This is a genomic window from Nocardia sp. NPDC055321, from assembly GCF_053645575.1.
In genome coordinates this window covers 199632-223610 of the sequence record NZ_JBSHMS010000005.1, presented here as the reverse complement: position 1 = coordinate 223610, position 23979 = coordinate 199632, and the positions used below count along the sequence as shown (strand labels likewise).

The 23979-nt window shown below is 67.6% G+C and carries 16 protein-coding genes and 4 tRNA genes; 15 read left to right on the top strand and 5 right to left on the bottom strand.

Annotated features, from left to right (window positions below; all coding sequences use genetic code 11):
* The first annotated feature begins 36 nt into the window (after window positions 1-36).
* The 6 genes from ACWIGI_RS10155 to ACWIGI_RS10130 all read left to right on the top strand — a co-directional run bounded on the left by ACWIGI_RS10155 (window position 37) and on the right by ACWIGI_RS10130 (window position 6766).
* The gene (locus ACWIGI_RS10155) at window positions 37-1296 is read left to right on the top strand and encodes a PucR family transcriptional regulator (RefSeq protein ID WP_454202017.1); all 1260 of its coding nucleotides are present in this window, start codon (window positions 37-39) and stop codon (window positions 1294-1296) included.
* Between the two features lie 206 nt (window positions 1297-1502).
* Window positions 1503-2477 carry an alpha/beta hydrolase gene (locus ACWIGI_RS10150; RefSeq protein ID WP_454202016.1) on the top strand — a complete coding sequence of 325 codons (975 nt, stop codon included), beginning with the start codon at window positions 1503-1505 and terminating at the stop codon, window positions 2475-2477.
* A 42-nt stretch (window positions 2478-2519) separates the two neighbouring features.
* On the top strand, window positions 2520-2732 hold the full coding sequence (locus ACWIGI_RS10145) for a hypothetical protein (RefSeq protein ID WP_454202015.1): 213 nt from the start codon (window positions 2520-2522) through the stop codon (window positions 2730-2732).
* A 10-nt stretch (window positions 2733-2742) separates the two neighbouring features.
* On the top strand, window positions 2743-3717 hold the full coding sequence (locus ACWIGI_RS10140; RefSeq protein ID WP_454202014.1) for a hypothetical protein: 975 nt from the start codon (window positions 2743-2745) through the stop codon (window positions 3715-3717).
* A 116-nt stretch (window positions 3718-3833) separates the two neighbouring features.
* The gene (locus ACWIGI_RS10135) at window positions 3834-5477 is read left to right on the top strand and encodes an acyl-CoA synthetase (RefSeq protein WP_454202013.1); all 1644 of its coding nucleotides are present in this window, start codon (window positions 3834-3836) and stop codon (window positions 5475-5477) included.
* A gap of 56 nt (window positions 5478-5533) precedes the next feature.
* Window positions 5534-6766, top strand: coding sequence for a serine hydrolase domain-containing protein (locus tag ACWIGI_RS10130; RefSeq protein ID WP_454202012.1), 1233 nt, complete (start codon window positions 5534-5536; stop codon window positions 6764-6766).
* Window positions 6767-7101: 335 nt separating this feature from the next.
* Here the strand turns inward: ACWIGI_RS10130 and fadD11 are convergent, their stop codons facing one another.
* Window positions 7102-8898, bottom strand: a complete 1797-nt coding sequence (gene fadD11, locus ACWIGI_RS10125; RefSeq protein ID WP_454202011.1) for a fatty acid--CoA ligase FadD11 — start codon at window positions 8896-8898, stop codon at window positions 7102-7104.
* Between the two features lie 46 nt (window positions 8899-8944).
* Window positions 8945-9943: an alpha/beta hydrolase gene (locus ACWIGI_RS10120; protein WP_454202010.1), complete on the bottom strand. Its 999-nt coding sequence runs from the start codon at window positions 9941-9943 to the stop codon at window positions 8945-8947.
* Window positions 9944-10593: 650 nt separating this feature from the next.
* On the opposite strand from ACWIGI_RS10120, the gene mobF reads away from it, so the two are divergent.
* The gene (gene mobF, locus ACWIGI_RS10115) at window positions 10594-15108 is read left to right on the top strand and encodes a MobF family relaxase (RefSeq protein ID WP_454202009.1); all 4515 of its coding nucleotides are present in this window, start codon (window positions 10594-10596) and stop codon (window positions 15106-15108) included.
* Between the two features lie 380 nt (window positions 15109-15488).
* On the top strand, window positions 15489-15743 hold the full coding sequence (locus ACWIGI_RS10110) for an excisionase family DNA-binding protein (protein ID WP_454202008.1): 255 nt from the start codon (window positions 15489-15491) through the stop codon (window positions 15741-15743).
* A gap of 232 nt (window positions 15744-15975) precedes the next feature.
* Here ACWIGI_RS10110 and ACWIGI_RS10105 read toward each other — a convergent pair.
* Window positions 15976-16047: transfer RNA gene (locus tag ACWIGI_RS10105), tRNA-Val, on the bottom strand.
* 532 nt (window positions 16048-16579) lie between these two features.
* Here ACWIGI_RS10105 and ACWIGI_RS10100 point away from each other — a divergent pair.
* The 5 genes from ACWIGI_RS10100 to ACWIGI_RS10080 all read left to right on the top strand — a co-directional run bounded on the left by ACWIGI_RS10100 (window position 16580) and on the right by ACWIGI_RS10080 (window position 19923).
* Window positions 16580-16651: transfer RNA gene (locus ACWIGI_RS10100), tRNA-Gly, on the top strand.
* A 22-nt stretch (window positions 16652-16673) separates the two neighbouring features.
* Window positions 16674-16744 (top strand) — tRNA-Cys (locus ACWIGI_RS10095).
* 22 nt (window positions 16745-16766) lie between these two features.
* Window positions 16767-16841, top strand: a tRNA-Val gene (locus tag ACWIGI_RS10090).
* A 76-nt stretch (window positions 16842-16917) separates the two neighbouring features.
* Window positions 16918-18231 (top strand): DUF2786 domain-containing protein, encoded by a 1314-nt coding sequence (locus ACWIGI_RS10085; RefSeq protein WP_454202007.1) that lies wholly within the window; start codon window positions 16918-16920, stop codon window positions 18229-18231.
* Window positions 18232-18360: 129 nt separating this feature from the next.
* Window positions 18361-19923: a protein kinase domain-containing protein gene (locus ACWIGI_RS10080; protein ID WP_454202006.1), complete on the top strand. Its 1563-nt coding sequence runs from the start codon at window positions 18361-18363 to the stop codon at window positions 19921-19923.
* 3 nt (window positions 19924-19926) lie between these two features.
* On the opposite strand, the gene ACWIGI_RS10075 is transcribed toward ACWIGI_RS10080, so the two are convergent.
* Complete coding sequence (locus ACWIGI_RS10075; protein ID WP_454202005.1) at window positions 19927-20943, bottom strand: helix-turn-helix domain-containing protein; 1017 nt, start codon at window positions 20941-20943, stop codon at window positions 19927-19929.
* Between the two features lie 212 nt (window positions 20944-21155).
* On the opposite strand from ACWIGI_RS10075, the gene ACWIGI_RS10070 reads away from it, so the two are divergent.
* Complete coding sequence (locus tag ACWIGI_RS10070) at window positions 21156-21707, top strand: hypothetical protein (RefSeq protein ID WP_454202004.1); 552 nt, start codon at window positions 21156-21158, stop codon at window positions 21705-21707.
* Between the two features lie 66 nt (window positions 21708-21773).
* Here ACWIGI_RS10070 and ACWIGI_RS10065 read toward each other — a convergent pair whose 3' ends face one another.
* Complete coding sequence (locus ACWIGI_RS10065) at window positions 21774-22052, bottom strand: hypothetical protein (protein WP_454202003.1); 279 nt, start codon at window positions 22050-22052, stop codon at window positions 21774-21776.
* Window positions 22053-22342: 290 nt separating this feature from the next.
* Between ACWIGI_RS10065 and ACWIGI_RS10060 the strand changes: the two genes are divergently transcribed.
* Window positions 22343-23950 (top strand): protein kinase domain-containing protein, encoded by a 1608-nt coding sequence (locus ACWIGI_RS10060; RefSeq protein ID WP_454202002.1) that lies wholly within the window; start codon window positions 22343-22345, stop codon window positions 23948-23950.
* The last annotated feature ends 29 nt before the right edge of the window (window positions 23951-23979 follow it).

The following is a 23979-nucleotide window of genomic DNA, read 5'->3' as shown; positions in this document are numbered from 1 at the left end:
CTTGCCGCAAATATTGGCGGCGGTGACAATCAGGCTATGTCCGAGCCCCTGCCCGCCCTCGCGCCCGAAGCCCCGATCCTGCGGCGGCTGATGCAGCGGCTCCCCATGGTCATCGACGAGATGTTCCACGCGTCGCTGGATATGGTGCCCGCGACCGCGACGCTGCCCACCGGGCATTTCGAAGAGATCGTGGTGCCGAATGTCTATGCCGGCGGGCTGGGCTTCCTGCGCGCGCTCGACGAACAACGCAGGTACCGGGTCGACGAGGTACGGGATTTCATCACCCCGATCGTGGAAACGCTGGCCGAGGAGCGACTGCCGCTGGAAGCGATCCTCACCGGCCTGCACGGCGCGGTCCGGCGGGTGTGGAACGAAACCCTCGCGCTCACCGAACCCGAGGATCTGGCCGATCTGGCCGCCTTCTCCAATCACCTGCTCGAACTGCTCATGAACATCACGACGCTGGTCACCTCGACCTATACCGCCATGGAGGAATCGGTCTACGGGCTCGAGCGAGATGCGAGGCGGGGACTGGCCGTCGCGCTGCTGCGGGGCGCGCCCGCGGGTGAGCTCGCGGCGCGCGCGGACCATACGCTCGCCGAGCACTACGACGTGCTCGCCGTCACCGTCGCCGGTAGCTCGGTTCCCGGCTCGGCGGCGCTGGCCGAGAACGCCGTGGCCCGCCGCCGGGCGCGGATCGTCCAGCAGGTGCTCGATGAGATCGCGGGCACGACCGCGCTCAACACCTTCGACGGAACCAGCGGTATCGCACTGCTCCCGCGGACACTGGGAACGGGACCGCGCGCCGAATACGCCCGGGCGATAGGCAAACTCAGTGGGTGCCTGGGCGCTGCGATCCACATCGGCGAGTGCTCGGCGGTCCCGCGCGCGGCGATACCCGAGAAGGCCACTCAGGCAACCGAACTCGCACAGCTGGCCGAGGGGCTCGGACGGCCGCCGGGGGTGTACCGGCTCGACGATCTACTGCTCGAGTATCAGCTGACCCGGCCCGGCGAGGCACGAGATCGGCTGGCGCAGCGCATCATTCCCATTCTGGATCAGCCGCATCTACTCGAGGCGGTGAAGGTGCACATCACGCACGGCGCGGATCGCAAGGCGGCCGCCGCCCTATTGCACGTGCATCCGAACACCCTCAGCTACCGGCTGCGCCGGGTCACCGAGATCACCGGCATCGATCCCAGCGATCCACACGGCTCGCGGCTGATAGCGGCGGCGCTGATGGTGCAGCGGCTCTATCCGGTCACCGCCGACAGCCCGGGTGACGCGCGCACCTGATCGCCACCGTTTGGCTCCGGAGACAAATCGGTTCCTGCCAATTCTCCGGTTGATGCAGTGACTTTCACCGTCTCGGACACCAATACTTGTGATCCGATCACATGTTAGGCATTCAAAGCAGCCTTCGTCCCACCCCGCGACGCAGCGGTGGGCAGCTTTGGCGTGCGCTGTGACCGGTCGCCATGGGTATTCGAGAGAGGCCGACAATGCAGTCACCAGTCAATGCCGCGAGCCATTTCGTCCGGACCGAGTTTCCGGGCGGCAGTTTCCGATCGCGGCTACTCGATCTGGCCATCCGGGGCACCGTGCGCCCCGTCATCGCGGCGTGGATCCGCTTCCCCGAACTGTCGTGGCCCTACCATGTCGTCGATCACGTCGGCCGGGTGCTGACCGTCCCGCGCGGGGTGCGCAGGCGGGCCGCGCCGCTGGAGCGGTGTGCCGCGCATCTGGTCACACCCGCCCGGGCTCGTACGGATCGGTTCATCGTCTACCTGCACGGCGGGGGTTTCCTGGTCGGCGGAAATCACCTGCACAAGCAGATGATCGGTCGCTTCGCCGACCGCCTGAGTACCACCGTTCTCGCCGTCGACTATCGCCAACTGCCCCGGCACGGCATCACCGATTCGATCGAGGACAGTGTCGACGCGTATCGGCACGCCCTCGAATCGGGGTACCGCCCGGATCAGATCGTGATCATGGGCGATTCGGCCGGCGCCTATCTGACGCTGATGGCCGGGATCGAGATCAAACGCCGGGGGCTGCCCAATCCGGCCGCACTGGTTGCGATTTCGCCGCTGACCGATTGGAATCCGGCCTCGAAGCTCGCCGCACCCACGACGGACAGCTGTGCGCTGTTCCCCCGCAGCACCCTCGAGCGACTCGGCGAGCTGGCCGCGCGGGGCACAGGGACCCCGCCCTCACCGGTCGACTTCGACCTCGCCGGCCTCCCACCCGTGCTCTTGCAGGCGAGTTCGTCCGAAAGCCTCTGTCCCGATGCCGAATTGATGGCCCAGCGGCTGGCCGCGCACGGCATTCGCTGCGAACTCCAGCTGTGGCCCGGACAGGTGCACGTGTTCCAGGCCGCAGCGAGCATCGTCCCGGAGGCGGCGGCCGCGGTCGAGGCGGCGGCCGTATTCATAGAGCGAGCCTGGCAGCAACACGCTCAACAGCGCAGTGCCTGAAGCCAATTCACATATCCCCACCTAGAGACAGAGGACCCCCCGATGACCGATGCGAAGCAACAGTTGCTCGCGGAACTGCGCGAGCCGCGCGAGGTGCTGACACGGCTCACCGACGAGCAGGCCGCCGAACTGCTGAGGCTGCTGCATCGCCGCACCGCCACCGAGCGCGCGGCCCTGGACGCCGCGATCACCGCGGCGCTCGGCGCGCTGCCCCGCCTGGTCCGCATCCCCGCCCGTGCCATCCTCTTCGGATAGGAGCCCAACCGTGACGAACCTTTTGGCCCAGAGCCAGATTCAGGCACTCGCTCGCACGATCGGGGCCGATCCGACCGAGCTGAAGGCCCTGGGGACCCTCTCCGCGGACGAGCTGCGCGCACTGTACGAGCGGGTCTCGGACTTCCTCTGCGACGACCAGGCCGACACCTTCGCGCGGGTGAGCAGACTGGCCACCCTGGTTCCGGACGCCTTGGCCGCCAAGGTGGCGCTGAACGCCATCCCCGCCGAGGTCGCCGGTCGCGCGGGCGGCCCCCTCGGCACGGATCATCCGCAGCGGGTGGCGGGTGTGCTGCGGGGACTGCCGCCGAGCTATCTGGCCGATGCCGCACCGTTTCTCGACCGGCGCACGACGGCCACGCTGACCGGGCTGCTACCGGTGTCGATCCTCGTGCCGGCCGCCCAGGAGTTGCTGCGGCGGCGCGATCACCTGACCGCAGCGCTGTTCGTCGAGCATTCCACCGATGAGCAGATCGCGGGCTACGAGGCGGGCATCGACGACGACGCCGGACTGATGCTGACCATCGCGCTGATCTGGCCGCCGGACCGGCTCGACCACACGGTCCGGCAGTTGTCGCCGGCTCGGGCGCACCGCATTGTCGGCGCCGCCGCCGACGGCGCGCCCGAGGTGGTGGCGGCCACGCTCTCGCTGCTGTCCCGGCTGGCGGAGGATCAGGCGAATCTATTGGGCAACAGCCTGTTCGGCGCGCTGACCCTCGATCAGTTCGAGCGGTTCGTCGCGGTCGTCACCGACCGCGCCGCGTGGCGCGAGCTGCTCTACGTGCTCACCGCGCTCAATGACTCGGTACTGGCACGGCTCACGACCCATCCGGTGCTGACCGCAGCGCCGGCGCTGTCCGAACTGGCCGCCGCGGCGGACTCCGCGCGCACGCGCAGCACGGTGGCGATCCTGCGCGCCGCGGCATCGGATCGCCCCGAGTCCGTGGGGCTGTCCCCGAAATCCTGACCCGCCCGAATCGACCGGCGCCCCCGGCAGTTCCGCGCACCCGGAACGTCACCGGCCGGACCACCATGATCCGACCGGCACCGGGGCCCCGGCACGAACTTGCAGAGAAGATGTCAATGAAACTGTCTCCCAAAGTCATTAGCGAACACCTGGCGCGGGCGTCCGACGAGCTGAAGTCCGTCGCCGTGATGCACCGGGCCGGTGTCATCGACCTGACCCGCCCGCACCGGATCCTGCGGGTATCCCGCGAGACACGGCGTTACGGCCCGCATTCGGCGATGATCATGCGGGCCGCCCGGGAAACCCCGCACGCCCCGGCACTGACCGACGCGCGCGGCACCCTGACCTACCAGGAACTCGACCGGCAATCGAACGCCCTGGCCAATGCGCTGCGTGCGGACGGTCTGACGCCGGGGTCGGTGGTCGGGGTACTCGCTCGTGATCACCGCGGGCTGGTGCTGGCGATCAGCGCCGCCGGCCGCGCGGGGCTGCGCCTGGCCATGATGAACACCGGATTCGCCAAGCCGCAGTTCGCCGAGGTCGCTCGGCGCGAACAGGTCCGAGCCATGTTGCACGACAGCGAATTCGGCGACCTGCTCGACGCACTGCCGCCCGCACTGCCGCGCTATCTGACCTGGGTGGAGCCCGGACATCGGGTGCCCGCAGGATCGCACGACCTCGACGCGGTCATCGCAGCGGGCGATACCCGCACCCCGCCGCCGCCCCCGCGGCCGGGCGGATTCATCATTCTGACCAGCGGCACCACCGGATTGCCCAAGGGGGCGCCGCGCACCCGGGTCAGTCCGCTGGTGAGCGCGCTGTTCCTGGACCGCATTCCGGTTCCGCACCGGCGCACGGTGGTGATCGTGTCGCCGCTGTTCCACGGCACCGGTTTCGCGCTGTGGGGTGTGGCGACCGCGCTGGCGAATCACACCGTCGTGCTGCGGCGGTTCGACGCCGAGGCGACCCTGCGCGCGCTGAGCGAACATCGCGCCGAGATGCTGGTCGCCGTGCCGACCATGCTGCACCGCCTGATCGCGCTGGGACCGGAGGTGATCGGCAAGTACGACCTGTCCGCGCTGCGGGTGATCGTGGTGGCCGGATCGGCGCTCGCGCCCGAGCTGGCCGTGCGCGCCCAGGACACCTTCGGCGATGTCCTCTACAACTTCTACGGCTCGACCGAGGTGAACATCGCCGCGGTGGCCCAACCGCACGAATTGCGCGCGGCCCCGGGCACGGTCGGCCGCGCGCCGGTGGCGACCCGGATCGCGCTGTTCGACGACGCGGACCGCCGCATCCGCGATCTCGGCGCCCGCGGTCGCGTATTCGTCCGGGGCGCGGCCCCGTTCGAGGGCTATACCGACGGCCGCGGCAAGCAGATCCTCGACGGCTACATGTCCACCGGCGACATGGGCCATTTCGATGTCACCGGACTGCTGTTCATCGATGGCCGCGATGACGACATGGTGGTCTCCGGCGGGGAGAACGTCTACCCGCTGGAGGTGGAGAACCTGCTCGCCGCCCTGCCCGGCGTGGACGAGGTCGCCGTCATCGGGGTCGACGACGAGGAGTTCGGAAAGCGCTTGCGCGCCATCGTTGTTCGCACGCCCGGAGCCGACCTCGACGCGCAGGCGGTCAAGGACCACGTGCGCGCGAACCTCGCGCGATTCAAGGTCCCGCGCGAGGTGGTCTTCACCGCGGCGCTCCCCCGCAATGCCACCGGCAAGGTGCTGCGCCGCGAGCTGCCCGGCCCGAACTGAGGACCGCACCCCGTACGCGCTCGTGCGTACACCACCGACACAGAAGGGCTCCGATCGTGTCCACCACCCCCAGACCTACCGGATCCGGTTCCGAAATGCTCATCGACCACCGGTTCGGCGCCCTCGCCGCACGGTTCTTCCGCGCCTTCCGGAACCGCCCACGCGGCGGCGGCGCACTCACCGTTCACCTGCACGGGCAACTGGTGGTCGACATCTGGACAGGCTGGGCCGATGCCGGGCGGCCCTGGGAACGCGACACCCTGGCGCTGTCGTATTCGACGGGCAAAGGCGTGGCGGCCACGGTGGCAAACCGGCTCGTGGAACGCGGGGTCCTCGACCTCGGCGAGCCGGTCGCGACGTACTGGCCGGAGTTCGCGGCCCACGGCAAGCAGGACATCACGGTGTCGGACGTGCTGCGCCACCGCGCCGGTCTGCAACGGCTACGCGGGCTGTCCGCGAATCACGATGAACTGCTCGACCACGATTACCTCGCCGCGCGGCTCGCCGACCAGGCGCCGGACCCGTGGCGGCTGCGGGCCAGCGGCTACCACGGCCTGACCTTCGGCACCCTGGTGGCCGAGCTCGCCCAGCGGGCCAGCGGCCTGCTCTTCGACGAGCTGCTCGCCGGCGAACTGCGACAGCCCCTCGGCGACAAGGACTTCTGGTTCGGGGTGCCACACTCGGAGCGGCATCGGATCGCACGCCTCGGCCAGCGCCTGGGCATCGCCCGAATTCCCTTCGACCGACTCCTGGCACCCATCGGCGCGCTGCCGAGTTCACTCCTGCGCTCGGCGACCTCCGCCGCGTATCCCGGGTGGGCCGACCTGAGTCAGGGCGAGCGCGCCTACGACGCCGTAATGCCGAGCTGGAACGGCGTTTTCACCGCCCGCGCCCTATCCCGGATGTACGGCGCGATAGCCAACGAAGGCATCGTCGAAGGCCGTCGCCTGTTCCGACCCGAAACCACCCGCGCACTAGCGCAAATGCCGTCCAACAGCGCCTTCGACTACGTCCTGGGTGTACCGGCCCACTTCGCTCGCGGCTACCATCGCACCCCGGTCGGGACAAGAATCAATCGAAATGCTTTCGGGCATTACGGTATCGGTGGTTCCGGAGGTCTAGCCGTTCCCGACCTCGGCCTATCCATCGGCTTCATCACCAATCACCTGGGAAATCAAGCCAATTCGATCGGCGACGGTCGACTCGCCCACTTCGCCCATCTGGCCTGCCGTGCAGTCCGCACCTCCGTGTATCCGGCAGCGGCCCCGATCACTCGCGCCGCCGGCTGAAACACCTCGAGCTTCGAGCATCCCGCGATGAGCCGACTTCAGCAGAACAACCGTGACTGCCGAGGAGCAAGCGTCGGACCGCGCGGGATGACCCGCCGGGCCGAACCGCTGGAACACTGTACGGCGCAGCTGGTTACCCAGCCCAACCCCCGAGACGACCGATTAATCGTGTACCTGCACGTCAGCGGCATCACGATCCCACCGGTTGGAAATGGGCTGCGCTCGATATCCCATCGACAGTGTTCGAATCAACCGTCGCCGGATGTATGCCAGCTGTACCCTCACTGTCCACCGTCTCGCCGACCCGATCGGTGCTGAAGTGCCAAGATCGAGGGTCAGTTCGGCTGGTAGACGTCGTGCGGCGGTTCAGGCAGATACATCTCCTCAATCTGCGCCGCGTACTTGTCCGCGATCACCTTGCGTTTGAGTTTCATGGTGAGGGTGATCTCCTCGCCGCCTGCCTCCCAGAAGACGGGCAGAATCCGAAAGCGCTTGATTTGCTCGACTCGGGAAAGTCGTTCGTTCCCAGCCGCAATGCCTGCCGAAATCGCTTCGATCACTTCGGGATTCGCCGCGAGGTTGGCCGCTTCGGCATCGGGCAGCCGATGCCGGGCGGCGTACATCGGAGCGCTCTCGGCATCGAGCACGATGAGCGCGGAGATGTACGGACGGGCATCTCCGATGACCGCCATGGCACCAATCAACGGGGTGGCAGCCTTGACCGCTTTCTCGATCGCGGCGGGTGCGATGTTCTTGCCCGCCGAGTTGATGATGATCTCCTTCTTGCGATCGACGATCGTCAGGAATCCCTCGGCGTCGACGGTGACGATGTCACCGGTGTGCAGCCAGCCATCGGAATCCACCGCATCCCTCGTCTTCTCGGGCTCGTTGCGATAGCCCTTCATCACCAGCGGTCCGCGCACGAGCAGCTCACCGTCCTCGGCCGAGCGCGCCTGCATCCCATCGAGAAGTTTCCCGACGGTGCCCAGCTTCGCCTCGTCAGGGTGACTGACGCTGCAGATGCACGACAGCTCCGACATTCCCCAGATCTCGGAGATCGGAACACCCAGCCCGGCAAAGAATCCCAGCGTCTGCGCGGGAATCGGGGCCGCACCGGAAAGTGCCCAGCGCAATCGGTCGAACCCGAGCCGAGCGCGCAGTTGCGACAGCACCATCACGTCGGCCCGGGCCCACTCTTCCGCCAGTTCGGCCGGTACCGGTTGCCCGGCGATTTGGTAGCTACTGCGTTCGGCGGCCACCCCCAACGCCCACAGCAGCCCTTGTCGCCTTTGCTCGTCCGGTTCATTGGCGACCGCGAATTCGACGGCGGCCTTGAGCTTCTCCCATACGCGCGGCACCGCACCCCAGACTGTGGGTCGCAGTTCCGTCAGCGCGGCGGCGATCTGCTTGGCATCGGTGACCGCAGTCACCTGAGTGCCGAAGACCTCCTGGAAGTAGAGCGAGGTCAGCCGGTCGGCGATATGCGCGGTCGGCAGATACGACGTGATGGTGTCGCCGAATCCTATGCCAAGCACATCACCGACACCGTATGCCTGGAACAGCAGGTTGGCGTGAGTGGTCTCGACTCCCTTGGATTCGCCGGTTGTGCCCGAGGTGTAGATCAGGGTCGCGACGTCCTCGGGGCGCACCGCGCGCCACGCCGCGTCGAAGTCGAAGGCGGGATCGCCACCGGCGAGCATATCCGCCACCGACAGTGTCCCCGCGACGGCGTCGAGACACACGATGTGGTCCAGCGCCAGTCCGCAGGTGCGGATCCGGTCCACGTAGGCAGGCTCGCAGATCACGACGCGGGCACCGGCATTGCCGAGTACGAACTCAATCTGTTCCGAGGCGAGGGTGTTGTAGAGCGAGAACGATGTCGCACCGAGGTGCTGGGCTCCGACATCGAGCGGGAAGAAGTCGATCCGGTTGGACATCATGAACGCGACTGTGTCGCCGCGCCCGACACCGAGAGCCGCCAAGCCGGCCGCGGCGGCACGAACCCCAGCCGAGTACTGCGCCCAGGTAAGCGTGGCGGTGTCTCCGGGCGTCCGCAGCGCGATCGCACCGGGGTCGACCGATGCCGTGTATTGGAAAGCTGCGCAGAGTGTTTCGAATCGTGGCAAAGACATTACGTGAGCCCTCATATTGTGGAAGAAATCCGATGTCGGTAGCAGGTCAGGCCGAGGTCTCGCGCACGGTCACCGCGAGAGTGGAGTCGATGAAACGAATCACCTCGCCGACTGCTCGCGCGGCCTCCGGGACGATCGACCATGCCGCCTGGAACACGTGGACCTGACCGTGCCACACCTGAAGCTGGTGGGGGACGCCGGCTTCGGCCAGCGAGTTCGCGAACATCTTCGCGTCCGCGTACAAGAGCTCGGCGGAACTGATCTGGATGAGGGTCGGAGGGAAGCCGCTGAGGTCCGCATCGATCGGTTCGCGGCGAGTCTCGGGGTCGGGGCAGTGCCGGGAGATGAACCGCTGGAACGACCGCGCGAAACGTCTCGAGAAGAGCGCGTCTGTCGCGTCCCCCAGTGCCGCGATCTTCGCCTCCCAGTCAAGCGCCACACCCGGCGCCATCGAGACGATCGCTCCCGGCATCGGCAGGCCCTGCTCCCTCGCGACGACAGCAGCCATCAACACCATGTACGCGCCGGCTGAATCGCCGACGAAGGCCACCTTCTCGGGAGCTATGCCCTGCGACAGGGCATAGCGATACGCATCGACGCAGTCGCTGACTCCGTCCCCTATCGTATGTTTGGGCAGCGTGCGGTAGTCGACCTCGAGGATCTCCGTCGACAGTGCTGAGGCGAGTTCCGCAATGAGATTTCGATGCAGGTACCGCCCCCCGACCATGAAAGCCCCGCCGGGCATGTAGACGATGTAGCGATCGCCGCGGACAGATCCCGGGCGGGCAATCTCAGCCGCGCAATTCGGCAGTGCGATCGAGCGGTGCGTCGTACCGGCCGCCACCGGCAGCAAGCGACCGACGTGGTCCACAATTCGGTACGGCCATCGGAGTTCGGGCGCTACCGCCCACAGCGAAAGCATCGGCTTGATCGCACTCCGGATCGCCGCGGCGAGAATACGCGACTGCGCACTACCCCCCTCGAACTCGATGCACTGAGCGATAGGCCGGACAGGCCCTCCACGATCCCCGAAATGGTCAAGCACGCGTTTGTCCTCACTGACCGAGCCGACCTCGTCCCGAGGCCGTGACAGCCTCGATGCTGTCGTCGGTTCCCATGCTCGTGCACTGCGGTGCCGAACGTCCATGCACGGCGGGAAGAGTTCGAAGGACGAAACTTGTTTCAGATCACAAGTCTGCCCCGACGCATCGCGCCACAACTCACACCCGCTCCCACCCGCAAGTGCACGAAACGATTCATGCCTTGGCCGTCAGCGATGTTCGATCGACCAATACCCTTGCGGGCTTTGCGGCCTGGTGTGGCATCCGCAGCCGAACCATGGGTTCATGAACGATCACGGTGCCCCGGTCCTGTATGCCCTCGTAACCGGATCGCCGGCTGTGCGCGACATCGGCAAGCTCGTCGACACCGCGCAGGCCGACGGCTGGGACGTGTGCGTCATCGCCTCACCCTCGGAAACTGGTTATCGATCCTATTGTGCGATACCAACATTCAGCGGAATCCCGCTCACCCAACGCGCTGTAACCCACCCAGGTCGCAATACTTTTCGGTCGATTCTTAAAAGAAAACAACATCAAGAAAAGATACGTTTTCGAGCACACCTCTTGCACTATTGTGGATTTCGGGCCCCCGCCCCTTTCTAACTTGATCATGTGCGCGCACACTCGAAGTGTGTTGACCATCAAAGCGGTCCACGCCGGAGATGGATTCCTGTATCTCGCCAACACCGTTGCCAACGGTGATCGCAAGCGCGAGAAGGGACAGAGCCTCACCGACTACTACACCGCCACCGGCACTCCCCCGGGCCAATGGTTCGGCCGCGGGGCGCAATTGCTGGGCGTGGACGGGGAGGTCACCGAAGCGCAGATGCGCGCGCTGTTCGGCGAGGGAATCCATCCCGAGGCCGACCGGATCATCCTCGACGCGATCAACGACGGCAAGACCGTGCCCGAGGCACTTCGGGCCGCAGCGTTGGGGACCGGGCACAATGCGATCGGGTCCGGGCCGACCGCGATCAGCGTCATCTACAACCAGGACAAAGCCACGTTCCTGGCCACGCATCAACGCTCACCGAACCGGCAGGAATGGCTCGATCTGCGCATCGGGGCGGCGCGCAAACACCTCCTGGCCGAGACCGGACAGACGCCGACACCTGACCAGATCAACGCCGCGCTGGCGGGTGAGAAACAGCGCAGCCGTTCGTGTGTCGCGTTCTACGACATGACCGCGACGTGGACCAAATCCGAGTCGATCCAGTGGGGGCTGCTCGGCGAATCCGATCGCCAGCGGATGTGGGATTGCCATCTTCGGGCCCTGCACGCCACGCTCGAAACCGCGCAGGAACGCTACGCGTTCGCGCGGCGCGGCGCTGGGGGTAAGCGGGTGATCGACGCCGAAGGATTGACCTTCGCGATCTTCCATCACTGGGACAACCGAGCCGGGGATCCGAATCCGCACAGCCACGTCATGGTCTCCTCGCGCGTGCTCGGCTCGGACGGAAAATGGTCCGCCCTCGACGCCCGCGCGCTCTACCAAGCCACCGTCTCGCTCAGCTGCGAATACAACGCCCGCAAGACCGCAGAGCTCAAGCGCGAGTTCGGATACCGGTACGAAGAGCGCTACCGGAACGGGACCGGCAAGGCCCCCGTCCTAGAGATCGCTGACGTGCCCGAGGCGATGATCCGGCGCTTCTCCCGGCGGCCAACAATTCTCGTCGAGGTCGAGAAGCTCGTCGCCGACTACCGGGCCAAGCATGGCCGCAATCCGTCGAAGAAGACGCAGATCGACCTCGCCCAGCAAGCAACCCTGGCCACCCGCCAGGGCAAACCGGTGCCGAAATCGCTCGCCGAAATGGTCGCTGAATGGGCGCGAGAGGCCGAAGAGTTCCTGGGCGACGGACGCACCGGCGAGCAGTTCGCCAACGACATAATCCGCCTCAGCAACGACCCCAACGCGCCGCGGATCTACGACCCGCACCGCACCGCGCTGGCCATCGGTGTGCGGCTCGGCGGCAGTGTTGGGCTCGCTGAACTCACGCGAAATCAGGTCCGCGCGGACATCACAGCAGCCCTGGAGAACTACCTCTTCGCGGACGAATCCGCCCGCGCTCAGGCCGCCTCCGACGTGTTCGATCTGCTCGATCCCGAGCACGAGAACAACCTCCTGGACCAAGTCGAGATGGCCGCGAATGCCGCGCGGCGCACCGCCTACGACCCCGAAACGCTGGCATCGGACGTCCTGCGAACGGTCTCCCGGCGCCGCGCGACCTGGACCGAAACACACATCCGCGCCGCGGCCGAAGACAGAGTCAGCGTCTGCGACTTCGCCACAGAACACGACCACCGCGAGGCCGTCGAACAGCTCGTCGCCGCGGTCCTGCACCGCAGCATCGCCCTCACCATCGACCCGGATCCGGTCCCCGCCGCTCTGGCGCGCCGCAACGGTGAGCACATCTTCAGCCGGTGCGCGGCAACCACCGAACGCTTCACCAGCCAAGAAATCCTCGATGCGGAGAACGCGTTGCGCGCGGCGGCGACGGACCCGACGACGCTGTTCCTCAGCACCGCTGCGATCGACACCGCGATCACACAGACCGAGGATCTCGATCACGAACTCAACGCCGGACAACGCGAAATCGTGCGGCATCTGTGCGCATCCGGCACCCGACTGGCCGTCGCGATCGGGCCCGCGGGCACCGGCAAAACGACCGCGATGAAGGCCGTCGCCCGAGCATGGAACAACGCCGGACATGACGTGATCGCGTTGGCTGCGCAGAAGTCCGCCGCCCGCGCTCTCGGTGCAGAGATGGGGACTCCGGCCCGCACCATCGCATCGCTCCTGACTCTGGCCGAACACGGCGGAGACATCAACATCGCACCTGGAACCATGCTCCTGGTCGACGAAGCCGGTATGGCTTGCACACACGATCTGGCCGCGTTGCAGACGATCGCGGCCGAGTGCGGGGCGATCGTCCGATGGATCGGCGACCCCCACCAACTCGCCGCGATCGGCGCCGGCGGCGCGCTCCGGCTACTCGCCAAGGACACCCACGCTCCGCACCTGGCGGCAGTCGTCCGGTTCACCGATTCGCGTGAAGCCGCAGCTTCTCTGGAACTACGCGACGGTGACCCCGACAAGGCCTGGGAGTTCTACAAATCCTCCGGACGAGTCGTGTCCGGCATGGCAGACGAACTACGCGCGAAGATCCTCGACGCGCACCTGAACGACCTCGAACACGGAGCCACCTCCCTCATGATGGCGGCCACCCTCACCGACGTTCACCTGCTCAACGGAGCCGCCCAAGCGGCCCGCGCGTTGAACGGGAACATCGACACAACAAGCGCTGGAACCGCACTCGCCGACGGCCACACCGCATACATCGGCGACCTGATCACCACCCGCAAGAACACCAACCGGCTACGCATCACCGGCGGCTGCCGAGCCGGGGATCCGATCGACAATGGCGAGCAATGGACAGTGCGAACCGTGCACGCCGACGGGTCTCTCACCGTGGCAGGAGTCGGCCACCGCGGCTTTGTTCGCCTGCCCGCACGGTACGTCGCGGACAACACCGAACTCGGGTACGCGTGCACCGTCCACCGAGCACAAGGAATGACCGTCCAACGGTCCTACCTGCTCATGGGAACCGCGCTGGGACGCTCGCTCGCCTACGTCGGACTGACCCGTGGCAGCGACTACAACGGCCTGTTCCTGACCACCGACACCCTGCCCGACGTCGACCTGCACCACCCACCCGACGCCGAACTCACCGACCACCAGGTGTGGCAGCGTGGAATCGCCCGTGAAGACGACAACCTCACCGCAACCGAAGTCCTGCGTACAGAATTCGCCACAATCGACGATCCGGAGCGGCTCCGCGAAATCTACGACCACGCACGCGAACTCCTGGCCCACGCACGCCTGGAAGACCTCCTCGACCGCACGTTGCCCGCTGCCCTGTTCGAGAGAATCCAGCAGTCCGAGCACTACTCAACCTTGCTCGACACACTCGACCGCGCCGACCAACACGGCCTCGACTCGGTAACCCTCGTCGGATTGATCGCCACCGATCGCTGGCGCATCGATGATGAAAGGCTTTCCGACACAGACGATCCGGCCGCAGTGTTGCGGTGGCGCGCGGACAGCCACATCGGCCGCCGACTCGGCCGCACCTACGAAGATCGATTCCTCACGGTGCGCGATCTGCCCGCCCCCGAACTAGCACCAGTTCCCGCCCGCCACCCTGGAACAGATACCGAGCTCGCCGACTACGCCGCAGATCTGCGTACGCGCCTCGCCGGCGGCGAACATGCGCCAAACGATACCGAGAACGCCCCCGCTGCTCAGAGCCTTGAACCCAGTGTGGCACTGCACGATCGAGTCAACCGCCTCCGAAGGGAATACACGCGCTCGACTCGTGTCCTCGGACGCGACTGGGCTCGCCACGAACTCGCGCACATCCTGCCGACCGGGCTGTACAACCAAATCCAGGCCGGGCGACGACATGACTATCTACGCCTTCTCGACACAGTCGCGACCGTGCGAAGCGCCGGCCTCGATACCACCGCACTCCTCCGCGAAATCACAACCACAGGTCAAACCCATTCCCCGGTCAACAGCCGCGCCGCGGCCACAGTCCTGGCTGATCTCGCAGAGGCGGTCATCGAGCGCCACCGAGCTGAAACCGGTGAACCCCTTGCCGCGGAATCCGACTCGGCGCTCGTGCCACCCCAGCACCCGGGCCACGATCGTCCGCTCACCGAGCATGCCACCGATCTCCTACGCCAGATCAGAGCCGTCGAGGACCTCCAACGGATACGAGCCCTGCCGAGCGATCCGCTGTGGGCACTCGATGGCCCTGAGCTGAACCGCGAGATCAACCGACTGCGACGCACACTCACCACCCCGAACCCAATGGCATTCCAGGCACAAACGCGTGACCTGGAACCGGACACCCGACAAGCCCTCGACCGCCACACCACACGGCTCACCGCGACCTCAGCCCGCCTGGACAGGGCACTCGCCGAGAAGGCGCGCCGACGCGGCCTCAGCCCATCAGAGTCCAGGGCCGAGCAGTCCCTGCGGGCCCAGCATCGATCAACCGAAGCCCAAACAAGCGAGTACGACGCCCCGCACGCGCAGGCGCCTCAGCAGACCGAACAGAGCCTCGACACCGGCATGGGATTGTAGCCAGGCTCCCTTGTCCAGGCATGGAAGCGCTTCCCGCACATACAAACCCACGCATTTCGGGCGCATGGGTTTCGAATGGCCAGAGAATAGTGCATAGATGCGCATATAGACCTAACAGCACCTAGGTCCGATCGCCTGTCGTTGTGCGATCCAGACTTGACGGTCTACTCTTGACGAGACTCGATAAATGGCCATCTAGCAGCGCAAACCGGCCATCTCCGAGCTTCCGGGGACTGTAGTGGCAGCCCTGTAGATGCAACTGGGACCGTGCACCACGGCTTCGTCACCGACCGCTTCCAGCACGCATTTCCTTCATCCGATCCCCGACCGTGGCCTTGGTGCGTGCCGGGATCCCCTGCCACCCAGCGAAGAGGCCCACAATGCCCGCACCCCAGAACCGCCGCACCACCAACATCGACAGCCACAGCCAGGTCCACTCCCCGCGCGAGGCCCAACCCAACGGCGAACGCTCACACTTCTACCTGTCGGTTCAGGAAGCAGCCGATCGCGCCAGCGTCAGTACCGACACTGTGCGGCGCATGATCTCGAGCGGACAACTCAAGGCGTACCGCTTCCGCGGGCAGATCCGGATCGCGATCGAGGACTTCCACGCCGCAATGAGACCGATCCGCTGAGTTCGCACCCTCGGATGCCGGGTACCGATTTGCCGGATTCGAGTTGCTGAAGCTCCCCTGCCGCCGCGCTTCGACGTCGACCACGACCTCGTCTAGCCGGCGGCACATTCACGGGAGCATCCCTCGGATGAGATCCGGCGGACACACAAGAACGCGGGTCGCTATTGCACGTATATTGCACGAAAAAGGCTGGCCATCCACGGAAACCGTGTCTGACCAGCCTTTTTATATGTGGTCCCAGCTGGGATCGAACCAGCGACCCCTCGCGTGTGAGGCGAGTGCTCTCCCGCTGAGCTATGAGACCGTGCGGGTGCCTTGCGGCGGGTGTCCGGGGCCGGTGTTTGTGCCGGTCCGAACGAGAAAGAACATTAACACGCACCCCCGGCGTCACACCAAATCGCGTGCACAACGGCGTAAAACCGACCTCCTACCGGGGAGACACCCGGGCAGGGCGGCATGTCCGGAGTGTCCGCCCCGAAGCCTCCCCTCCAGCGGGCAGCCCGACACAGGGATAGCCGGGCCCGATCCAGCCGCCCACGGCAGCAGCAAACTGTGGCGACAGAGCCGTGGCGGCGAACCGCCTCGACGGCGGCTGCGAGTTTGCCGGCGCCGGCCGTGCCGCAACCCGCGCCTACGCCCGCGCGGGCAGGACAACCCGCAGCCGCCGACCACCCCCGCAGATTCCCGGCGGCCACAACCCCACCCCCACACGTCACTAACTACACCCCTGTAGTTCACATTTACCCCCTTTCACCAGGCGATTTGTTGTCCGCAACCATCGTCGGCTAATGTTCTTTCTCGTCAGCCGGACAGCCGAGAGGCGCCGGGGACAGAATGCGGATGTAGCGCAGTGGTAGCGCATCACCTTGCCAAGGTGAGGGTCGCGGGTTCGAATCCCGTCATCCGCTCGAAGGCCAACCGGCCTGGGTTGGCGGTGTGGCCGAGTGGTGAGGCAACGGCCTGCAAAGCCGTGCACACGGGTTCGATTCCCGTCGCCGCCTCTTAGTAAGAGGCACCAAGCAAGCGCGATTAGCTCAGCGGGAGAGCGCTTCCCTGACACGGAAGAGGTCACTGGTTCAATCCCAGTATCGCGCACCAGAACAGCGAGAAGGACCCGGTTCACACCGGGTCTTTTTTGTATTCCGGGCTCGCACCAGGACAGGAACCCCCGACCGTGGCCAAGCCGAATCGCAAGCATCGGGCCGCCAAGCTGGCCGCCCGGCAGGGCGGGACGGAATTCTGGGCGATCTTGAACGGGGGCGAGGACCGGCCGCCCACCGCGCCCGAGCTCGCCAACGCGCTCGTCGAGGTCGCGTTGCAGGTGGTTCGGCTCGGGAACTCGGGGGCGGTGTTCGCGCGGACTTTCGGAGCGCAGCTGGCCGGCGAGGAGCAGCTCGCGACCGATGTGGCGCACGCGGTCGGGCTGGCGGGGCAGCGCGTCATCACCCTGGTCTTCGAGAACGGCTGGTTGCCGGCGGACGTGTGGCAGGCCGCCCGGCGGCGGGTCGACGAGTTCGCGTGCGGGCTCCTGCGGGACTTCATCGCCGTGTACAGCGAGCCGTTCGCGCGCGAGACCGTCGACGAGACCTGGCTCGCGCAGCTCGAGGAGATCGACGCGCGCATCCGGTGGTCGCGGACGGACACGCATTTCGAGCAGTGGACGGCCGAGCAGATGCTCACGCGCGAGGAGGCGCTGACCACCGTCGTCGAGGCGCTCGCGCTGCTGGTGTCGCTGCCGAGGATGGAACGTATTCGGGCACTGCCGGGTTCGGCGCGGCCGCGGACCGAGACGCCGCACCACATCGACGAGAAGGCCCTGAGCCGGGTGCGGGGGCTGCTCGCCAAGGCCGAGTCGACGTCGTTTCCCGAAGAGGCCGAAGCACTCTCGGCCAAGGCGCAGGAGCTGATGACCAAGTACGCCCTGGACCGGGTGCTGGTCGACGCCGACGCCGCGGCGCCGGATCTGCCGGGCGCGCGGCGCATCTGGCTCGATACGCCCTACGTCGACGCCAAGGCGCTGCTCATCGACGTCGTCGCCACGGCGAACCGGTGCCGTGCGATCTTCGCCTCGGACTGGGGATTCGTCACCATCGTCGGTGACGATGCCGACCTGGACGCGGTGGAACTGCTGTCCACCTCGCTGCTGGTGCAGGCCACCCGAGCCATGATCGCCAGTGGGAACACCGATTCCCGCAGCGATCAGGCGCGCAGCCGGGCCTTCCGCAAGGCGTTCCTCGTGTCGTACGCCACCCGGATCGGCGAGCGGCTCGCCGCCGCCACCGCGGCGACCATCGCGGAATCGGCCGAGTCCGAACGACTCCTGCCGGTGCTGGCCTCGCACGAGGTCGCGGTGAACGCCGCGTTCGAGGCGTTGTTCCCGCGCAGTCGCAGCCGGGGCATCGCGATTCGCAGCGCGGAGGGCTGGGACGCCGGTCGCGCGGCGGCCGACCGCGCCCGGCTCGACTCGCGGCGGCCGATAGAGGGCTAGACGGTATTTCCCCTTGACCATTCGCGCTGATCGGGATCGAGGTTCGCTGTTGTGCAGACTGCTCGGTAGGCTTGCGCACCGTCATGCCATGGTGAAGTCTGCCGGGGCGACGAGCGGTAGGAGGTTCGCGTGCCGTTGCTGCGCGGAGATGTAGTGGCCGGGTACACCGTCGAGCGCCGGCTCGGGGTGGGCGGCTCGGGGTCGGTGTATCTGGCCCGCGATGCCGGCGACCGGCTGGTGGCGCTGAAGGTGTTCGACGACGTGTGCGCGGCGCGGGTCGCGGCATCCGTTGCCGGCGCGCGTGCGTGGGCGAGCTACGCGCGGACGGCGACGCGGCTCGACCACCCGAATATCGCGCGGGTGCTCGCCACCGGAACGCCAGTCGATGAACCGCTGTGGATCGCAAGCGAACTCGTCGAGGGTGTCGGCGCCGGGCAGCTGCTCACGCGCGGGGTCGTCGATCCGGCCCGTGCGGTCGCGTTGATCGCCGCGGCGGCGCAGGCGGTGTGGTACGCCCGGTCGGCGGGTGTTCCGCACGGGGACATCCGGCCGTCGAATCTGCTTGTCGGCCGCGATGATCGGGTGACGATGACGGGGTTCGGGCTCGCCGCGGCCTTCGGCGACGCCGCCCGGGACGTCTCGGGCTCCTTCGCCTACGCGGCGCCCGAGCGGTTCTCCGGCGGTGTGCCGGACGAACGGTCCGAGGTGTACTCGCTGGCCTGCGTGCTCTACGAATTACTCACCGGCAGCACGCCGTTCCCGCGCGCCGATCCGGCCGCGGTCATGGCCGCCCACCTGGGCACGGATCCCGCTCCGCCGAGCACGCTGCGGGGCGTGCCCGCCGCGCTGGACGCGGTGATCGCGACGGCGCTGGACAAGGATCCGGGCAAGCGCTTCGCGACCTGCCGGGCATTCGCCGAGGCCGCGTCCGCGACGTTGACGCCTGCCGCGCCGATGTGGCAGCCGGCCGCGGTGGCCATCGCCGATTCCGGAGCGGCTGCGGCGGATTCCGCGATCGAGGCCCCCGCCGAACCGGTGGCCGGCAGCGACGCACCCGTCGTACCGGTTGTCTCCCCGGCAGCCGCCAACACCCCGCCGCAGCCCGCGAGGCAACCGATCCCCGCCCCGCCCAAGCGTTCCCGCACCACCCGGATCCTGACGGCCGCCGGCAGCGCGGTCCTGCTCGTCGGCACACTCGTGCTGATCGCCATCGAGATGGATCCGGGGCGGGATCAGGCCGTCGCCCAGCCCGTGAGCACGTCCGCGACTCCCACGAGCAGCTCGAGCACCGCGCCCGCGGTGGTCGAGCCGACGACCGCTCCCCCGGTGTCGGCCGCGTACGCGGCGAAGGCGGTGCCGTCGGTCGTGGAATCCGCGCTGCCGCCTGTGCCTCTCACCGAGACGACCTCGCCGCCGGTGACCGAGGTTCCGGTAAGCGCCGAGCCGGTGCCGACCGTCGCGCCCACTTCCGAGCCCACGACGCCCGCCACCACCGATGTTCCGGTCGCTCAGAACATCGATTCGATGGCTCGTGCCCAGTGCCCCGGCTATATCACCCTGGTTCGTGAGCACGGGACCGATGGGGCGCTCGCGGTCCTGGAGAGTCAGCCGGACTGGACCTTGGCGCCGGGGCAGGGCAGAGCCGTGCTGCAGGAGGCCATTCGGCTCTCCGACGCCGGGCAGTGCGGGTAGCGATCACAGATCGGGGATCGCCGCCCACGATTCGGTGAGCGCGGCGCGGAAGAGTTCGCGGCAGTTCGCGTCGCCGAGCCGCTCGAACCTGGTGAAGGGCGCCGCGCCGATCACCCGATCGACCGAGAGCGCGGCCCCGGAACGCTTCAGGTCGTACAGCTTGTCGAAGCGGCGACTGCCGAAGGTGACATCGTGACGTAGCGCCGAAAAGCGGGTGGCCACCCGGCCTTCGCGGCGATGGTCGTATTCGCCCAGCGCCAGGTAGCGGTCGTCGACGATCAACATGCCGGTCGCGCCGCGGGCGTGCTCGCCCTTGATGATGAGGTTCTCCACGCCGGCGCGGGTGAGTCGCCAGAGCATGTCCTCGTAGGGCCACAGTTCCTCGATGGCGTCCAGGACGTAGATCCGGCGCAGGTCGACCCGGGCGGCGCCACTGCGGGAGGCGATCTCGACCATGGCCGCGTGGTAGGCGTCGCCTACCTCGCCCCCGATCGACCGCAGGCCCGCCACGTGGACGGCGTGTACCGATCGGGTCGCCTGCTGGAGAATCGTGAGCCAGTCGCTGGCGGTGTTCCATTCCCAGATGGTGGCGCTGCTCGAGGGCACCTGCGCCAGCGCCTCTTCCGCGCGGTGCAGCTGCCGGACGGCGATGGCGTGCAGGGGTGCGGGGGCCTGCTCGGCCTCGATCAAACTCTGCGCGATGTCGAGTGCCCGCGTGGCGGCAGCCGGGTCTCGCCCGAGCAGCACGTTGAATCGCATTCGGAGAGCGTCCAATCCGGCGTCCACGGCGTCCGGCGGATGGCTGACGCGGCCGGTGGCGGGCAGGCTCACCCCCAGGACCAGGCTCAGCCGCTCTCGCAGGGACAATTGGGGAATCCGGGCGCCGCTCTCGATCTGCTGAATGAGACTGCGGGAGCACTGGACTCGGTCGGCCAGTGTCTGCTGCGTCAGGCCGCGCTCCCTGCGGAGTCTGCGAATCAGTTCCCCGATCGGCTCGCCGACCGAACCAGCGCGTGCCATCCCCGGCCCCTTACCGATGCCCACGGTGTGTCATTCGAGCGTAGTTCGTGGCAGGAGATGCCACCAGGGTTCGGATGATTCGGGACAGCGCCTGGCAATAGGCAGATTGCCCCGGCAATTGCCCCACGATGGCAGGCAATTCGGTGGATGCCACCGATTCGCGCTCCTAGATTTGCGGGTGTACCGAGCGAGCAACGACGAGGTGAAACACTATGGCGCTCAAGATAACCGAGTGGTTGATCACCAGTGACACCACACCCGAAACCGCGCATTACATTCCGACCGCGGCGGGCGGGAAATGGGTTTTGAGCTGGCTGCCGGATCGGGCTCTGGATCGCGAGCAGGCCATCAGCGGAATGGTGCTGGACGAATTCCTGAGCGATCCCGCTCCCGCCGGGGACGGCTTCGCTCTGGAGATGGCCCGAATCCGGGCCGCGCAGTTGGGCATCGGGCTCGAGGACGCCGTGCTGCGCCTGTGCGCGCGGATGCTCGAGCGGGCGGCGCGGTCCGAGCCGACCGAGAGGACGGACGAGAATTGCTTTCTTCGCGAACTCACCGCGCCGCACGGGGTTCGGTTCGCGGCGGTGTCGGGCGCGGCGGTACTGGCAACCACGCTCTATGCCGTCGCCACCCTGCCCTCCCTGTGCTTCGTGGGAGCGGCGCTGATCGTCTCCCGGCTCACCGACAGCGGCTCGGCCGTCGTGCTGATCATGCTCGCGGCGGTGGCGCTCGCCGGCGTCTCGGCCATCGTTCCGATCGTGTGAAACCTCGTGCGCGTACGGATCTCGAGGGCCCGGCGAGCGCCGGGCCCTGCCCTGTTCCGGCCTGGATCAGCGCGCGGAAGCGCTGGCGGACAGGCTGCCGAGCACCCCGTCCCAGTACCCGTTGCCGAAGGCACTGCCCAGCTGCGCCGCGGTGCTGCCGGTGCTCACCGAGCCCGCGCCGATCGCGTTGCCCAGATCCTCCGCCGAACCGGTGGTCACGGGCACGTCGGCGGGGGCCGCGTCGACCTCGGAGGCGGTGAGTGGAACCCCCTCCGCCCCAGCCGTGCCCGTGAGACCTCCGAAGAGGGCGCAGGCGGCTACACCGACGAGAATGGTTCGTTTCATGAAGTTGTCCTCTTAACTTTCGAGCCGAGGCTTCGCGGTGCTTTCCCCGCTCCGCCGGACAGAGCATATGAAAGAGCATCGATTCAGATCGCGTTTTCGGAAGACCCCAATTTTCGGGACGCCAGTTTGTGAGCTATCGGGTGTTTGTCGCGACACGCCAGGACGACACGAGGGCGAGCGCCGACCACCGAGCAGGAAGGCCCTAGCCGATGTCCGGGGCGCTGGGTAGGATTCCGCACCGTTACGCCTGGGGTTTGCATTTCCGCTGCCCGGGATGGTAGGAGGTGCGCGTGCCGCTGCTGCGCGGAGATGTGTTGTCCGGCTACACCATTGATCGACTGATCGGTGAGGGTGAGCTGGGGGCGGTGTACGCCGCCCGGGATTCGAACACCGGGCGGCTGCTGGCGCTGCGGGTCATCGATGACGACTTCGCAGGCCGGGACGGCGCCCGGGCGCGTTTCCGGCGCGAGGCAGCGCTGCTGGTCGGTGTCGATCACCCCAACATCGCCTCGGTCGACGACTACGGCGCGGCCGGGGAGGAACAGCTCTGGATCGCCGGGCAGTTCATCGACGGCGTCGACGGGGCGCAGTTGCTGGAGAATGGCCCGATCGCGCCCGGGCGAGCGGTCACGCTGATCGCGGCGGCCGCGCCGGGGCTCGACCACGCGCACCGCGAGGGGATTCTGCACGGGAGCATCAAGCCCGGGAATCTCATCGTGCGCCAGGACGGCGGCGAACTCCGGGTACTGGTCACCGATTTCGGCATCGCGCGGGCGCTGGACGACCTGGGCACCGCCAGTTACGCGTACACCGCCCCGGAGCGGTTCGCGCCCGATCTCCCGGTCGACCACCGGGCCGACGTGTACTCCCTCGGCTGTGTGCTCTACGAGTTCCTCACCGGGAGAACGCCTTTCCCGCGCACCGATCCGGAGGCCGTGCAGATCGCGCACCGGCGGGTGGCGCCGGTCGCGCCGAGTCTGGTGCGGCCGGATCTGACCACGGCGTTCGACGAGGTGCTCGCCACCGCGCTGGCCAAGGATCCCGAGCAGCGGTATCAGAGCTGCGGGGCGCTGGCGGACGCGGCGCTGGCCGCGTTGACCGAAGCCTCGCTCGGGGCGTCGGGGCTGAGCGGGATCACCCGGCAGCACGAACCGGTGCCGGTGGTCGCGCCCGTGCCGTCGAGACCGGCGGTCAGTGCACAGGAGCGCAACGCTTTTCGCGGGAGCGGGGTGATGCTGAGCGCGGCCGCGGCGGTGCTGGTCGTCGGCATCGTCTCGGTGATCGCGGTCGAGATGAATCGCGATACCGATCGGCCGGGAGTCGCCATTCCGGCGGCCACGTCCGTGGTCGCGTCGAGCACCGAGATCATCGCGCCGCCCGCGGTGACCGATCCGCCATCCGCCGAGCTGCCGCCCGGGGAGCTGGCGCTTCCGGCGGAGCCGCTGCCCGAGGGCGTGCTGCCGGAACCGGGGGTCGTCGCCGAGCCGCTGCCGGAAACGGTGGTCACCGAGCCACCGGTCGCGATCGAGCCGCTGCCGGACGCGGGCCTGCCCGTGCCGCCGGTCGAGCCCGCGCCGGAGACGACCGTCCCCGAGACCACGATTCCCGAGACGACCGCGGCCGAGCCGGTGCCGCAGGAGACCATCCCCGCGCCGGTGACCACCGAGCCGCTCACCGAAACCGCTCTGCCGGAACCGTTGCCGCCGAGTTCGGACATCACCGCTATCGCGCAGGCGCAGTGCCACGGGTACGTGGATCTCGTGCGCCAGCACGGCGAGGCCGGGGCGCTGGCGATCGTGGAGAACCAGGCGGCCCAGTATCTCGAGCCGGTGCAGGATCCCGCGGTGGTGCGCGAGGCCGTTCGGCTGGTCGCCGCCGGCCAGTGCGTGGGCGGGTGATCTCGGAGCCTCGAATACCCCCGTATACA

Coding starts and splice junctions, on each gene's coding strand:
- ACWIGI_RS10145 (WP_454202015.1), top strand. CDS start 2,520: ATGACCGATGCGAAGCAACAGTTGCTCGCGGAACTGCGCGAGCCGCGC.
- ACWIGI_RS10155 (WP_454202017.1), top strand. CDS start 37: ATGTCCGAGCCCCTGCCCGCCCTCGCGCCCGAAGCCCCGATCCTGCGG.
- ACWIGI_RS10070 (WP_454202004.1), top strand. CDS start 21,156: ATGGCGCTCAAGATAACCGAGTGGTTGATCACCAGTGACACCACACCC.
- fadD11 (WP_454202011.1), bottom strand. CDS start 8,898: ATGTCTTTGCCACGATTCGAAACACTCTGCGCAGCTTTCCAATACACG.
- ACWIGI_RS10150 (WP_454202016.1), top strand. CDS start 1,503: ATGCAGTCACCAGTCAATGCCGCGAGCCATTTCGTCCGGACCGAGTTT.
- ACWIGI_RS10135 (WP_454202013.1), top strand. CDS start 3,834: ATGAAACTGTCTCCCAAAGTCATTAGCGAACACCTGGCGCGGGCGTCC.
- ACWIGI_RS10065 (WP_454202003.1), bottom strand. CDS start 22,052: ATGAAACGAACCATTCTCGTCGGTGTAGCCGCCTGCGCCCTCTTCGGA.
- ACWIGI_RS10075 (WP_454202005.1), bottom strand. CDS start 20,943: ATGGCACGCGCTGGTTCGGTCGGCGAGCCGATCGGGGAACTGATTCGC.
- ACWIGI_RS10110 (WP_454202008.1), top strand. CDS start 15,489: ATGCCCGCACCCCAGAACCGCCGCACCACCAACATCGACAGCCACAGC.